At 62.8% G+C, this 13,740-nt stretch carries 11 protein-coding genes; 1 reads left to right on the forward strand and 10 read right to left on the reverse strand.

Annotation, left to right across the window (positions count from 1 at the left end; translation table 11 throughout):
• Positions 1-6: 6 nt before the first annotated feature.
• Genes PspS35_RS12990 through PspS35_RS13000 form a run of 3 tightly spaced genes read right to left on the reverse strand, consistent with a single transcriptional unit; the run spans position 7 to position 5,476 of the window.
• Positions 7-600, reverse strand: a complete 594-nt coding sequence (locus PspS35_RS12990; RefSeq protein ID WP_159935044.1) for a glutathione S-transferase — start codon at positions 598-600, stop codon at positions 7-9.
• Positions 597-4,238 (reverse strand): SbcC/MukB-like Walker B domain-containing protein, encoded by a 3,642-nt coding sequence (locus PspS35_RS12995; RefSeq protein WP_159935046.1) that lies wholly within the window; start codon positions 4,236-4,238, stop codon positions 597-599. Before PspS35_RS12995 ends, PspS35_RS12990 begins: the two co-directional genes overlap by 4 nt.
• Positions 4,235-5,476, reverse strand: coding sequence for an exonuclease SbcCD subunit D C-terminal domain-containing protein (locus PspS35_RS13000; protein ID WP_159935048.1), 1,242 nt, complete (start codon positions 5,474-5,476; stop codon positions 4,235-4,237). Before PspS35_RS13000 ends, PspS35_RS12995 begins: the two co-directional genes overlap by 4 nt.
• Positions 5,477-5,666: 190 nt before the next feature.
• On the opposite strand from PspS35_RS13000, the gene PspS35_RS13005 reads away from it, so the two are divergent.
• Complete coding sequence (locus tag PspS35_RS13005; RefSeq protein ID WP_159935050.1) at positions 5,667-5,894, forward strand: hypothetical protein; 228 nt, start codon at positions 5,667-5,669, stop codon at positions 5,892-5,894.
• A 290-nt stretch (positions 5,895-6,184) separates the two neighbouring features.
• On the opposite strand, the gene PspS35_RS13010 is transcribed toward PspS35_RS13005, so the two are convergent.
• The 7 genes from PspS35_RS13010 to PspS35_RS13040 all read right to left on the reverse strand — a co-directional run bounded on the left by PspS35_RS13010 (position 6,185) and on the right by PspS35_RS13040 (position 13,676).
• Complete coding sequence (locus tag PspS35_RS13010; protein WP_159935052.1) at positions 6,185-7,825, reverse strand: BatD family protein; 1,641 nt, start codon at positions 7,823-7,825, stop codon at positions 6,185-6,187.
• The gene (locus PspS35_RS13015; protein ID WP_159935054.1) at positions 7,822-9,561 is read right to left on the reverse strand and encodes a tetratricopeptide repeat protein; all 1,740 of its coding nucleotides are present in this window, start codon (positions 9,559-9,561) and stop codon (positions 7,822-7,824) included. The genes PspS35_RS13010 and PspS35_RS13015 overlap by 4 nt, the downstream gene beginning before the upstream one ends.
• Positions 9,558-10,646, reverse strand: a complete 1,089-nt coding sequence (locus PspS35_RS13020) for a VWA domain-containing protein (RefSeq protein ID WP_159935056.1) — start codon at positions 10,644-10,646, stop codon at positions 9,558-9,560. Before PspS35_RS13020 ends, PspS35_RS13015 begins: the two co-directional genes overlap by 4 nt.
• On the reverse strand, positions 10,639-11,133 hold the full coding sequence (locus tag PspS35_RS13025; protein WP_159935058.1) for a DUF4381 domain-containing protein: 495 nt from the start codon (positions 11,131-11,133) through the stop codon (positions 10,639-10,641). Before PspS35_RS13025 ends, PspS35_RS13020 begins: the two co-directional genes overlap by 8 nt.
• Positions 11,130-12,062: a DUF58 domain-containing protein gene (locus PspS35_RS13030; RefSeq protein WP_159935060.1), complete on the reverse strand. Its 933-nt coding sequence runs from the start codon at positions 12,060-12,062 to the stop codon at positions 11,130-11,132. The genes PspS35_RS13025 and PspS35_RS13030 overlap by 4 nt, the downstream gene beginning before the upstream one ends.
• Before the next feature lie 5 nt (positions 12,063-12,067).
• Positions 12,068-13,027, reverse strand: coding sequence for a MoxR family ATPase (locus PspS35_RS13035; protein ID WP_016971759.1), 960 nt, complete (start codon positions 13,025-13,027; stop codon positions 12,068-12,070).
• A gap of 295 nt (positions 13,028-13,322) precedes the next feature.
• Positions 13,323-13,676 carry a hypothetical protein gene (locus PspS35_RS13040; RefSeq protein WP_159935062.1) on the reverse strand — a complete coding sequence of 118 codons (354 nt, stop codon included), beginning with the start codon at positions 13,674-13,676 and terminating at the stop codon, positions 13,323-13,325.
• Positions 13,677-13,740 lie beyond the last annotated feature (64 nt).

Raw genomic sequence — 13,740 nt, forward strand, 5'->3', positions numbered from 1 at the left:
CGGCGTCTAAGGTTTTGCCATGACCGCGATGAACAACGGCGATTCCAGGAACCGCTGCAACCAGGCTTGTAAACGTTGATACGGCGCAGCCGCAAACCACTCTCGATCCACATGGGCAAACTGGCGCACAAACGGCGCCAGTGCCACATCGGCGAGGCTCAGGTGGTCCGCGAGCAAATAGTCGCGCTCCGTCAGTAAGTCATCGAGCTTGCGCAAGAACACCTCACCTTCGGCTCGATAAAATTCCATCGGTTGCTCCGGGTAACGCTCGGCGTACTTGTAGCGATTCAAGTGCTGCTTGAAGTCTTGATCATTCTCGATGATCAGCGCCAGCGCGCCGGGATTGCCGTGCAGCAACCAATCGTGCGGATCGTTCTGCGCCAAGGCCCACTGCATGATCGCCAGGCTCTCATCGATTACCTGGCCGCCCACACTCAACACCGGCACCGTGCCCTTGGGCGACAGCGCCAGCATGTCTGGCGGCTTGGCTTTGAGGCTCACTTCGATGATCTGCACCGGCACGCCCGAATAGCGCAAGGCTAGCCGCGCGCGCATCGCATACGGGCAGCGCCGGAACGAATACAGCAGCGCTTCGCTCACTTGACCTCCAGGGTGCTCAGGCCATTGCCTTGGCGCTTGACCTGGATCTGCACCGGGATGCGCTCATGCATTTCCTGCACGTGGGAAATCACCGCGACCTTGCGACCCTGGGCCTGCAAACCATCCAAGGCATCCATGGCCAATTGCAGCGACTCCGGGTCGAGGCTGCCAAAACCTTCGTCGATAAACAGCGACTCGATCTTCAAGGTGCTCGACGCCATCGACGCCAGGCCCAAGGCCAATGCCAACGACACCAGGAACGTCTCACCGCCGGACAACGAATGCACCGAGCGCAGTTCGTCGCCCATCTCCGTGTCCATCACCAACAGGCCCAACATGCTGCCACCACGCTTGAGGCGGTAGCGGCGCACCAGTTGGCGCAATTGCACGTTGGCGTGATGCACCAGCAGGTCGAGGTTGTAGGCTTGGGCGATCTTGCGGAACGTGTCGCCGGTGGCCGAGCCGATCAGCGCATTCAGGCGTGCCCAGCGCTGGTATTCGGCATTCGCGTCGGCGATCTGTTGCGCCAGTGCCTGGTTGGCGTTCTGCCGGCGCTGGTCTTCAACTTGTTCGGCGCGCAGCTCGGCACAGCGCTGTTCACTGGCGACGAATTGGCCCTGCACATCGGCCAGGGCGCTGGCCAGTTGCTCGGCATCGAGATTGCCGTTGTGCTGGGCCTGATGATCGAGCAAGCGTTGCTCACGCTCCTGTAGCAGTACCCTGGCTTGTTCGAGGGCCTTCTCGTTGTGTTGCAAACGCGCACGCAACTCTGTGATGTGCAGTTCATCGACGCTCAACAGTTCATCGAGGCCGCCGTCATCCAATTCCGGGTGGCGAGCGCGCCATTCGCTGATCTTGCCTGCTACATCGGCTTCTTCGTGTTCGAGTGTCTGCAAGCTGTCTTGCTGGGCCTTGAGTTCAGCCGCGATCTGTACGCGTTGGGTGTTGACGTCTTGCAGGGCCTGGACCGTGCCGGTTTCGGCGTGGCGCGCCTGCTCCACGGCGTGTTCCAGTTGCTGCTGCCACTGCTCGGCGCTGCTGTGCTCGCCAAGCAGTTGTGTGAGTTTTTGCTGCGCGGCCTGTTGCTGCTGCGCCAGTGCATTGAACTGCTGCTCGGCCGTTTGCGCCTGTTGCGCGCGGGTGTGCTGGCGGTCTTGTTCCTTGTCCAGGGTTTGCTGGCGTTGTTGCTGTTCGCCGAGCGCGTCCTTTTGCTGCTCGAGCTGCGCCAGGCGCTCGGCGATCTGCCGGTCAAGTTGCATGAACGTCGCCGTTGGCTCAAGGCGCAGGGCTTCAAGGGTGTCTGCCGGCAATACATTGCCGAGCGCGTTGAGTTCTTCAACGAGCCGTTGCCGGTCGCTGGCCAGTTCGCGTTGCTGGTTGCCGAGGTGCTGCGCGGCGTGCTGATGCGTGGTTTCGGCCTGGCGCAATTGCTGGGTCAGCCGCGCAGCATCTTGTTGCAGCGTGAGCAAGGCAGCTTGGCGTTGTTCATCCTGCGCGATGCGCTGGCTCAACTGTTCGTTCTGCCGAGCCAGCCAGGTGTCGCGTTTGTCGGCGTCCTGGCTCAGCAACTGTTCGGCATGCGGGTGCGCGTCGAGGCTCGGCTGCAGCGCCAGTTGCTGGGCGGCCAGCTTTTCCTGCTGTTGCAGCAGTTCCTTTTGCTGCACGATCACGCCGCTGACTTCGGCGCGCAACTCGGTGAGTTTCTCCTTGAGCTGGTCCACCACGTGCTGCGCGTTGGACTGCTCGTTGTCATCATGGCGGCCCAGGCTCTGCAACAACGCCTCAGGCTGATGATAAGGATGCTCGTTACTGCCGCAGACCGGGCAGGGCTGATCATCCTGCAATTGCGCGCGCAACTCTTCGACACTGGCGCTGCGCGCCACGCGCTGGCGCTCCAGCAATTCACGCGTGACCGTCAAGGTTTGCTCGGCGACGCCCAGTTCTGCCTTGGTTTTCACCCCGTCCTGGGTCAATTGCTCGCGCTGCTGCTGGGCGCCGAGTTGGCGTTGTTGCAGTTCGGCACTGCGCGTGTCGAGGTCCTGTTGGGTGGCCCACAGGCGCGACAGGTCTTCGATCCCGCGCAAATGCTTGCGGTTGTCTTGCAGCAGGGTAGCGAGGATGCCGATCTGTTCGGCGACGGCATCCGGTTCGGCGCCGGCTTCCTTGAACAACACTTCAAGCTGTTGCTGTTGCGTGGCGAGTGCGTCAGCGCTGGCAGTGGCCTGTTGTTCGAGGCTGGCCAGTTCGGCCTGCCCCTTGCTCACGCGGTTACCGATCAGCATCAGCTGTTGCAGGCGATCGCGGTAGGCATTCCAGGCGTCGCTCAATGGCGCCAATTGGATGCTGTGTTCCAGTTCGGCGGCGATACGCTGCAACTGGTCGGCGGCCTCGGCCTGCTTGTGCAGCAACCCTTGAATCGCGGCCTGGCCTTCGGTGCAGGCCAGTTGCGCGTTTTGCCGGGTCTCGGCGCCGAGGGCGGTGTCCTTGGCCAGGCGGGCGAGGCTGCTCTGTTCGTCGAAGGCCTGGCGCAACAACGGTGCGTTGTCCGTCTGGCGCAATTGCGCTTCGCTCAAGGCCACTTTGGCGGCCTCAAGGGCCTGCTCCAGTTGCACCTGGCGTTCAGCCAGTTGGACATGTTGCTGCGTGTGTTCGGCTATTCGGGCCGCCAATGGCGTCAGCAGGGTCTGGAGTTCGGCCTTGCGCGCAAACTGGTGCCGTTGTGGTGCGAGCTGTTCCAGGCGGGCAAGGTTCACCCGGTCACCGGCCAGCGCTTGCCAGTCTTTTTCGGCACTGTGCAACTGCTCGGTGACGGCGTGCTGCGCGTCCTGTAGTACCCGTAAATCCTTGAGCCAGGCGTGTTGTTGTTCCAGTTGCTTGAGCTGCGCCTGCTCGGCCTTCAGTTGACGTTGTGCGGCGTTGAAACGTTCATCCAGTTCAGCCCGTGCTTCGGGCCCCATCGGCGTGACGCCGGTGGCCTGGTCCTGCAGCAGCTTGAGCGCTTCACGCGCTTCTTTGGTTTTATCGTAGGCACGGCGGCCGAGGCGGGTGTACAGCGCGGTATCGGTGAGTTTTTCCAGCAGTTCGCTGCGGTCGTTATCGTCCGCCTTGAGGAACGCGCTGAATTCGCTCTGGGCCAGTAGCACGGCACGGGTGAACTGTTCGAAGTTCAGGCCCAGCGCGGCTTCAAGCTGGGTCTTGTATTCGCCTTTCTGGCTGGCGAGCAATTGGTTTTGATCGATATCGCGCAGGCTCTGGCGGCTGGCCTGCAACTTGCCGCCGGCTTTCTCGCGGGCACGGTTGGCTTCCCAGCGTGCTCGATAGCGACGGCCGTCGACGCCAATGAAGTCAACTTCGGCATAGCCTTCACCGGTGCCACGACGCAGCAGGGTACGCGGGTCGCCGGTGGCAATTTCACCCTCGGCGTCCGGCACCCGGGCGTCACGGCCGGTGTTGTTCAAGCGTGGAACAGAACCGAACAGCGCCAGGCACAAGGCATCGAGCAAGGTACTTTTACCTGCGCCGGTCGGGCCGGTGATCGCGAACAGCCCGGCGCTGGCCAGGGGCTCGGCGGTAAAGTCGATTTCGAACGGGCCGGCCAGGGAGGCGAGGTTTTTCAGGCGAATGGCGAGGATCTTCATGGCTGTTCACCCTCCTGTTGCACTTCCTGGAGCAGCACGGCGAAATCCTTCAAGGTCTGTTCATCCACTTCACTGCCATAGCTGTCCTGCCAGGCGCGGCTGAACAGCTCTTGCGGCGAGAGTTGATCGAGTTCGATAAAACGCTCTTCGTCATGGGTATCACTGCCACGTTTACCCGCGTACTCGGCGGCGATACGCACCAAGCGCACGGCCTTGCCTTGTAGGGCGGTTTCGATCTGCTGGCGCAGGTCGGGCTGGGGTTCGTCCAGAAGTACGCGCACTTCCAGCCAGGGATGGCGTTGGGTTTCGGCGAGCAGGTCGATATCGGGCAGCTCTGCCAGCTGTTTAAGAATATCCGCCAGCGGCGCGGCTTCCAGGCGTTGCAGGTCGACCGAGCGGGGAATCAGCAGCGGTTCGACGCTCACCAGGCATTGGCCCTGGAACGTCACATCGAGAATCTGGTGCTTGTAGCCGATTTCGGAAAACGACAGTGGAATCGGTGAGCCGCTGTAGCGAATGCGCTCTTCGCCATTGACCTTTTGCGGCTTGTGCAAATGGCCGAGGGCCACATAGCCCACACTCTTGTCGAACAGTGTGGCCGGCAGCGCCTCGGCGTTGCCGATGATCAGGCTGCGCTCGGAGTCTTCCGACACCGAACCACCGGCCATGTGCGCATGGCTGATGGCAATCAGCGCCTGGCCTTTTTTGCGTTTGGCGTTGGCGGCGGCGATCAGCCATTCATGTACCTGGCCGATACCGCGCAGGTAATCGTCACCGAGGTGGGCGCCGGTGACTTCCGCTGGCCGCAGGAAGGGCAGGGCCAGGCACCAGGCGGCGATCTTGCCTTTGGCATCCGGCAGCGGGATCAGCAGGCGTTCGGCATCCAACTGCCCGTCATCCAGCCACAGCACGCGGCCGAGGGCATGGGTGCGCAGGCGCCGCATCAACGGCGCGGGCAGTTCGATGCGCGAGCCGGAATCGTGGTTGCCGGCGATCATTACGATGGTCAGCGTCGGGTTTTGTTCGTGGGCGCTGATGATGAAATCGTACAGCCGCTCCTGGGCCTTGAGCGGCGGGTTGACCGTGTCGAAGATATCGCCGGCGATCAAGAGCACGTCAGGCTGCTGCGTGGCGATCTGGCGCAACAGCCACTCAAGGAAGCAGGCGTGTTCGAAGTCGCGTTCCTGGCCGTGCAGGTTTTGGCCAAGGTGCCAGTCGGAGGTGTGGAACAGACGCAAGGCGAACTCCGTGGAGGAAGAGAGGATGAATGGCCGCCGAAACTAAAGAGTGGCGATAAAAGCAGGAGAGTTTACCTGTAAATACCGCGTTACCAATCGCGCTTGGAACTGACGGCTGAAAGGATGCACTTAAAACAGGTGTCCGTCTGAAGGCGGGGCCCCTATGAACTGTATGAAGGATGTGCTGCATATGAGTGTAAATTTCCCCGGTGGCAGTCACTTTCCTTACTCGAACATCATACCTGTCACGGCTGAAAAGAGGCCGCAAACAAAAACTGAGCCACAGGCAACACCAGAGCAGTCCAGGCGCTGGCTTGAAGATATGGTCTCGGAAAAGGGCGATTCAAAAATCGCGAATGCGGGAGGTCATAACGCGCTTTCGATGCTCAAATGGATGACCTCGTTGCAAGGCAAATAAGGCCTATGCCGGTGCGCTCACCGGCATAGGCAAGGTTCAAGTCCTGCGCATCGGAATGCGAACTTGCGGCCCCAGACGAAGCGGTTCCAGTGTGGTAGGGGCAAGCCCCTGCCACAGGGTTATGCGATGTCAGTGTGTTTTTGATCGTTCCCACGCTCCGCGTGGTAACGCATCCCGTGACGCTACGCGTCACCGTTGCACAGCAATTGAGCCCTGCCTGTGCAGCTTGGACGCGGAGTATCCAGCGCGGTATTCCCCCGCAGAGCGTGGTAACGATTACGCTGCGGGGGTTACTTGGGATAAAGCGGCGGCAAGCTGGTGGTGTCCGTCGCCGGGTCTTGCTCGCGCTCGGCCATCGGGATGGCTTTGACTGCGCGCCACAGCTCTTCACCCAGCCAGTATTGACCGCTCTCGCTGTACAGCGCGCCATTGAGCCCATCCAACGCATCCGACAACGGCACAAACCGCGCCGCCATGTCCGCCAGGGTTTCCGGTTGTTGGCGGGCCCAGGCATCCAGCGCCTGGCGCGTGGCCTGGGGGTCGTTGGCCTGGGTGGCGCGCTTGAGGTCGTCGAGCAAGGTGCGTGGGCTTGGGCCGGTTTGTGCTGCGCGCAGTACCGCCGGTTGCCAGCGCGCACGCCACCACAGGCCGAAGCCCAGCAGGGTAGTGCAGGCCAAGACCAGTGTGCTCAGTTGCCATAACCACAGGCGGGTGTCGTCCGGCGCTGTGATGATGGTCGGCGTGGCGGGGGTGTCCACCACCAGGCTCGGGTTGATTGCGGCTTGCAGGGTGCGGGCCGGCAGACTGGTGCGCTCCAGGTGGTCTTCATGGGTGTTCCACCACACCACGTCCACGGCCGGTATTTCCAAAGGGCCGACGCGATTGGGCACCAGCGCCTCGCGGTCTTCACGGCTGCCGACGAGCCCGCGGTCACTGGTTTGGTTGCCGAGCACCGGTTGGTCCGGGTAACGGCGCAAACCACTGATGTCGGTGCTCGGCAGGGCCGGCAGTTGCGCGCTGGAGAGGCCTTCGGCCTTGATCGTGAGGCTGCGGGTCAGGGAGTCGCCGACCTGCACATGTTCCGGTTCCGGGTTCCAGCTTTCGGTCAGGGTCAGGCTGCGCGCGGGCAGCCAAGGCGTATCGGCCGGATACAGCGCAGGCTTGGGCTTGACCTCCAACGCCAGGGGCGCCGAACTGACGTGGATCAGCTTGCCGGGCTTGGTGCCTTGCAGGGTGTTTTCCTGGGGCGGGCGCGATTCCACCAGCGTGGCGCTGAAGGTCTGTGCGGGAATCTCCAGGGCGCCACTGTGCTGCGGGTAGATCGCGTAGCGGGTTTCGATTACGCCATGGCGGATGCTGTTGATGACTTTTTCGTAGGTGCGTGACTCGCCCAACTGCTCCACGCGAGCATCGATGATCTGCAACGGTGTAAGGCTACTGTCGTCATACAGCGACACCGAGTGATACACGCGCACGGTCAACAGTGCCTGGGCCTGCACGTAGACGCTGGGCTGGTCGAGGCTCGCTTCGACAAACACCGGTGCCAGTTCGGCGTTAGTGCTCTGGCTGGTGGTTTCCACGACTTGCAGGCTGATGGGCTGGGTCTGGTGTTCGCCCACTTGCAAGGGCGGGATCACCACCGTGCCGTTTTGCTTGGGCAGCAGGGTGATGATCCAGCGCGTGGTGGCGTGGTTGTCGTCGCCCAGGGTGGTGAGTTGGTTGAGCTGGCGCGTGCCGCTGACTTCAAACTGCGCATCCAGAGGCGACAGGTCGGGCTTGCCGAACTGAGTGACGTCGCTGGACTCCACCGTCAGTTCCACCGTTTCGCCTGAATTGAGGCGGCTACGGTCGACGCTGGCGACCAGGTTCGCCGCCTGGGCGTGGCCTGCCGACAACGCGAGCAGAAGCAGTAGGGGAGTGCGGCGGCTCATCGAGTCTTGTCCTGATGCTGTTGCTGTTCGTACCAGAATTTACGTCGCAGCAGTTCGCCGGGATTGTCCGGGATCTCCTGCAGCCATTGTTCCAGGGCCTGGCGATGTTCACCGTCAAGGCTGGCGTCCGTGGGGCGCAGCGGCGGGGTGGTCGTGTGCTCATCCTCAAGTTCGCTGCCCGGCACTTCGGTGCCGCCGGCCTGGGGTGTGGCGCCGGTCTGGGTGTCGCCCGTACCTGCTTCACCCTGGCCTTGGGATGACTGCTCGCCACCTGTCGCGTTTTGCCCACTGGCGCCCGGTTGCGCAGTTTGGCCGGGTTGGGTGGTTTCGTCATCTTCGTTTTTGGCCGGTTCTTCAGGCTGGGGCCGCGCCTGTTCCTGCATCAGGGTTTCGACCAGGGCCTTGTTTTTCAGGGCCGGTTGCAGGTCGGGCTGGGCTTCCAGGGCCTGTTCGTAGGCATCGATGGCGGCTTCCAGCTCGCCCGCCCTGGCCAGGGCATTTGCGCGATTGTAGTGGGAGTAGGCGTCGTTGCCTTCGGCAAACCGCTTGATGGCCTCGGCATAGTTGCCAGCCTCATACAGCGCGACACCCTGCCATTGCGCATCCTGGAAATGCTCGGCGGCCTCGGCCGGGCGTTTTTTCTTGAGTAAGTATTGACCTTGCTGGTCGGGGCGCAGCCACAAATCCCGGAACTCAAAGGCATAGCTGGGCTGTGGCGTGGCCATCAGCAGCAACGGCAGGCAGAACAACCAACCACGGCGCCCGGCGCAGGCCGCCAGCAACAACAGCGGAAGCAGCAGCCAATAACCTTGGTCGGCCCAGGTGTCCAGGTGCAGCAGCTCGCCGTCGTTACGCAGGGCTTGCGGTGGGTCGAGCACACCGAGCTGGCGCAGGTCCTTGTCGTCCAGGCGCGCCGCACGGTAACGGCCGCCCATCTCGCTGGCGAAGGCTTTCAGCGTGGGGCTGTCGAGACGCGGGACGAGGATCGCGCCTTGTTCGTCCTTGAGGAACTCGCCGCTTTCCTGAGTGACGGGTGTGCCTTCACGGCTGCCGATGCCCAGGATCGACAGGGGCGGCGCCTGGTTGCTTTGCAGCAGCAGGCGGATGCCCTGGCGTTCTTGTTTGGACAGCGATGAGCCGATCAGCAGCAGGCGGCCTTGGCCAAGGCCGCCTTGGTTGAGCAAGCCCAGGGCTTTCTCCACGGCCAGATCGGCGCGGTGGCCGGGCTCGGGCATGAGCGAGGGGCGCAGGGCGTCCAGCAGGTTGCGGCTGGTGGCCAGGTCGTCCGACAGCGGCACCAGGGTGTGGGCGCTACCGGCGTACACGACGATGGCGGTTTGCGCATCGGTGCGCGCCTGCAACAAGTCATACAGCTTGCGTCGCGCCTGTTCCAAGCGGTTGGGCGGGCTGTCGGTGGCGAGCATTTGCGGCGTCAGTTCGAGCAGAACCACCAACGGGTCGGACGGCTTCTGGCTGGCTTGTTCCACCCGTTGCCAACTGGGGCCGAGCAATGCCAGCACCGCCAGCAACCAGGCGATCCCGAGCACCACCCACGGTGACTTGCTCTCGCGGCCGTTGCCGCCGCTGAGCAGCACGGCATGGAAGGCGGGTGGCAGGATCATCTGCCAGCGCCCGGCGCGTTTTTGCCGGTGCCACAACTGCCACAGCAACCAGCCGAGCAGCGGTAGCAGCAACAGCCACCAGGGACGGAACCAGTGAGGCCACAGCTCGATCATCGACGCCTCCGCAAGCGCAGGCGTTTGAGGCGTTGACGCCATTGCGGGTGTTGTTGCAGAAAGATCCCCTTGCTCGACAGTTTGTTGAACAAGCGTTGCAGCGCGTTGTTGGGCCAACGCTCCTGAATCACCAGCAACACGCTCAGGACCAGCGCCAGTGCCAAGGGCCCGCTGTACAGTGCTTGCGTGGGGCGCGCCTGGGTGGGTTGTTGTTCGACGGGTTCGAGTTGGTCGAGGGTTTGCTTGATGGTTTTCAGCTCTTCGCCATCGCGGGCTCGGAAGTACTGGCCGCCAGTGGCTTGGGCGATGGCCTTGAGTGTCGGTTCGTCGAGGTCCACGCTCGGGTTGACGCCCAGGATGCCCAGGGAACCGGTTTGCTCCGGGTCGGCGCCAATGCCGATCGGGTAGATTTTGACGCCTTCTTCGGCGGCCAGGCGCGCGGCGGTCAGCGGGTCGATCTGCCCGGCGTTGTTGGCCCCGTCAGTCACCAGGATCAGCACGCGGCTTTGCGCCGGGCGCTGGCGCAGGCGTTTGAGGGCCAGGCCGATGGCATCGCCAATCGCAGTGTTCTTACCCGCGATGCCGATGCGCGCTTCGTCCAGCCAGGTGCGCACGGTGCGGCGGTCGAAGGTCAGCGGCGCCTGCAGGTAAGCCTGGCTGCCGAACAGGATCAGGCCGACCCGGTCGCCATCGCGGCCCTCAAGGAAATCCCCGAGCAGGTGCTTGACCAGGCTCAGGCGGCTGATTTCCTCGTCCTGCCAGTGCATGTCTGGAAAATCCATCGAGCCGGACACGTCTACCGCCACCAGCAAATCGCGGCCACTGGCGGCAATCGGCAGCGGTTCGCCGAGCCATTCCGGGCGTGCGGCGGCGCTTAGCAGCAGCAACCACAGCACGACGAAGGGGGCCTGCTGGCGCCAGCTCGGCAGGTTGACGCGAGCGCGGCGCTTGGCCAGGCTTTCCAGGTCACTGAGGTAGCTGACTTTAAGTGCGGGCTCGCCGCTGTCGGCTACCGGCAGGACCAGCCGCATCAACCAGGGCAATGGCAGCAGGGCGAAGATCCACGGCCAGGCGAACTCAAACATGTTTGCGAATCCAGGTGTCGACGGCTTGGGTCAAGCCGGCGATGGCCTTGTCGTCGAGTTTGCATTCGGGCTTGTAGGTGCCTTCCACCAGCACCATCCAGCGCGTAAGGCCAGCGGCCGGGCAGCGGTTGTCGAGGAATGCCAGCCATTTTCGCCCGTTGAGGGTGTGGCTCTGGCTGTAGGGGTAGTCGTTGCGGCACAGGCGCTTGAGCAGGCCGTTGAGTTGTTGCAGCCAGGCACCGGCGGGTGCACCGTCGTAAGGCTTGGGCATCAGCGCCAGCTCTGCCAGGGCAGCGATGCGCAGCGGGTCCAGTGGTTGTTCAGCACGGGCAAGCGGTCGCCGCGCGGGCAAAAACCGTCGCAGGGACCATAATCCCCAGCCGAGCAGCGGGATCACCAGCAGCAGTAACCACCAGCCCGGCGCAGGCGGCCAGAAGCCGATAGGCGGCGGGGCAATCAAGGGTTGCAGTTGGTCAAGGCTGCTCATTGTTTTTTGGCCGGGCGTTGCGGGTTGAGGTATTCGCGCAGTTGCTCGACCATTTGGCTCTGGGTGCTCAAGGGCATCAGCAGCACCCGCAGCTTTTGTGCGAGCAGTTCCCAGCGGGCGATACGTGCTTCGGCCTGCGCCTTATAGGCTTGGCGCAAGTCGTAGTTCAGCGTGTCCAGCTCCAACTGCGCACCTCGTTGCGCGAAACGCAGCAGCCCAGCGGCGGGCAGGGCGTGGTCCAGTGGGTCGGAGATCGGCAGCAGCAGCAAGTCGCAGTGGCGTGACAGCAGGCTCAACTGTTGCTCGGCGCCTTCGGTGAGGGCGCGCTCATCGCAGATTACGATCACCAGGCTGCCCGGTCGCAACACTTCGCGGCCACGGCGCAGGGCCATGCCCAACGCGTCGGCTTCGGGGCGGCTTTCGGTGTCCAGGCTCTGGTTGACCCGCACCAGGCGGTTAAGCAGTTGCAGCAGGCTTTGCTTGCTGCGCCGGGGTTTGATTTCGTAGTGCTCGTTGTCGCCGAATACCAACCCGCCGACGCGGTCGTTATGCCCCAGGGCCGCCCAGCCGATCAGGCTGGCCGCCTGCGCCGCCAACACCGATTTGAACATCTGCCCCGAGCCGAAGAACAGCCGGCAGCTTTGCTCGACCATGATGAAGATCGGCCGCTCGCGTTCTTCGTGGAACAGCTTGGTGTGGGGCTCCTGGGTGCGTGCGGTCACGCGCCAGTCGATGGTGCGCACATCATCGCCGGCCTGGTACACGCGCACCTGGTCGAAGTCGACACCGCGCCCGCGCAGCTTGGAGTGGTGCAGGCCAATCAACGGGCTGCGCTGGCTCGGCGTGGAAAACAGCTGCACTTCGCGCACGCGATGACGCATCTGGATCAACTCACTGAGCGTGACGCGGATACCATCGGTGGCGTTCATCGGCGTCAAGCGACGGCAACAACGTCGAGAATGCGTTGCACCACGCGGTCCTGGTCTATCCCGGCGGCTTCAGCCTCGAACGACAAGATGATGCGATGGCGCAGTACGTCGAACAGCACCGCCTGAATATCTTCCGGGCTCACGAAGTCACGCCCGGCCAGCCAGGCGTGGGCGCGGGCGCAGCGGTCGAGGGCGATGGAACCGCGTGGGCTGGCGCCGTAGGCGATCCATTCGGCCATCTCCGGATCGAACTTGGCCGGGGTGCGCGTGGCCATTACCAGTTGCACCAGGTATTCCTCCACGGCATCGGCCATGTACAGGCCGAGGATTTCCTTGCGCGCGGCGAAGATTGCCTGCTGGCTGACGCGGCGCTCGGGCTTGGTTTCACCGTTGAGGGCTTCGCCACGGGCTTGTTGCAGGATGCGCCGCTCCACGGTTGCGTCCGGGAAGCCGATCTTGACGTGCATCAGGAACCGGTCGAGCTGGGCTTCGGGCAGCGGGTAGGTGCCTTCCTGCTCAATGGGGTTTTGCGTGGCCATCACCAGGAACAGCGGCGACAGGTCATAGGTGCTGCGCCCCACGCTGACCTGGCGCTCGGCCATCGCTTCGAGCAAGGCTGATTGCACCTTGGCCGGGGCGCGGTTGATTTCGTCGGCCAGTACCAGGTTGTGGAAGATCGGCCCTTGTTGGAATACGAAGCTGCCGGTTTCCGGGCGATAGATCTCGGTGCCGGTGATGTCGGCGGGCAACAGGTCGGGGGTGAACTGGATTCGATGGAACTGCGCTTCGATCCCTTCGGCCAACTCTTTGATGGCCTTGGTCTTGGCCAGGCCCGGCGCGCCTTCCACCAACATATGGCCGTCAGCGAGCAAGGCGATCAACAGGCGATCGATGAGTTTTTCCTGGCCGAGAATCTGCGTAGAAAGAAAGGTTCGCAGCGCAAGCAGCGCTTCACGATGTTCCATCGATGACGGTTCCTGGAAAGATGAGCCCGAGTGCTGTGTGGCAAGCATCGGGCTGGGGTGCCTACTTTAATGCATGGAAGGGGGCGGCGACTAACGGCGTAGCGGGTATTTTTGGCAAAACTTGTAGGAATTTTGTGTGGAGTGCGCAGTTCTGCCCAGAACATTTCTTGTTGTGAACACTGTCAATGTGGGAAGGGGGCTTGCCCCCCGAGAGCAGAGTGTCAGTTATGAACCCGCTGACTGATATACCGCCATCGGGGGCAAGCCCCCTCCCGCATTTATTTATTGGGTGGTCTTAGATCCGGGTGAAGGTGCCGGTACCCTTGAGGATGTTCTGCAGGGTTTCGTCCAGCTCGGCCATGTCCGATGCGGCGGTGGCGTGGGTGATCTGCAACTGATCCTTGCCCCCCAGTGCATCGGCATCGCCCGCCGCCAACTCCACCAACAGGGTGGTCTCGCCCAGCGTCACCTTCAGCCCATCCAGGGTCGACGGCTCGTAATCCCAGGTCAATTCCACTTCGTCTTCGTCCGGATAACGGGTCAGCATGAACATCTCGCCGTTTTTTCCGTGGCAGCAGAGCATGGCCATATTGTCTTCTTCGTCGTCGCACGGAGTGGCCATCAGGGCGTCGGTTTTAAATTGCAGCATGGGAAATCCTGTCTGGAAGAGGGCGTCGCGTGGCGCAATTGTGCCATTGCGGCGAATTTTGCGC

The sequence above is a fragment of the Pseudomonas sp. S35 genome, from assembly GCF_009866765.1.
In the GTDB taxonomy this organism is placed as follows: domain Bacteria; phylum Pseudomonadota; class Gammaproteobacteria; order Pseudomonadales; family Pseudomonadaceae; genus Aquipseudomonas.

Bases quoted from the DNA above. Each gene is read 5' to 3' on its own strand.
- PspS35_RS13035 (WP_016971759.1), bottom strand. From the start codon at position 13,027: ATGGAACATCGTGAAGCGCTGCTTGCGCTGCGAACCTTTCTTTCTACG.
- PspS35_RS12995 (WP_159935046.1), bottom strand. From the start codon at position 4,238: ATGAAGATCCTCGCCATTCGCCTGAAAAACCTCGCCTCCCTGGCCGGC.
- PspS35_RS13030 (WP_159935060.1), bottom strand. From the start codon at position 12,062: ATGAACGCCACCGATGGTATCCGCGTCACGCTCAGTGAGTTGATCCAG.
- PspS35_RS13040 (WP_159935062.1), bottom strand. From the start codon at position 13,676: ATGCTGCAATTTAAAACCGACGCCCTGATGGCCACTCCGTGCGACGAC.
- PspS35_RS13015 (WP_159935054.1), bottom strand. From the start codon at position 9,561: ATGATCGAGCTGTGGCCTCACTGGTTCCGTCCCTGGTGGCTGTTGCTG.
- PspS35_RS13020 (WP_159935056.1), bottom strand. From the start codon at position 10,646: ATGTTTGAGTTCGCCTGGCCGTGGATCTTCGCCCTGCTGCCATTGCCC.
- PspS35_RS13010 (WP_159935052.1), bottom strand. From the start codon at position 7,825: ATGAGCCGCCGCACTCCCCTACTGCTTCTGCTCGCGTTGTCGGCAGGC.
- PspS35_RS13025 (WP_159935058.1), bottom strand. From the start codon at position 11,133: ATGAGCAGCCTTGACCAACTGCAACCCTTGATTGCCCCGCCGCCTATC.
- PspS35_RS13005 (WP_159935050.1), top strand. From the start codon at position 5,667: ATGAGTGTAAATTTCCCCGGTGGCAGTCACTTTCCTTACTCGAACATC.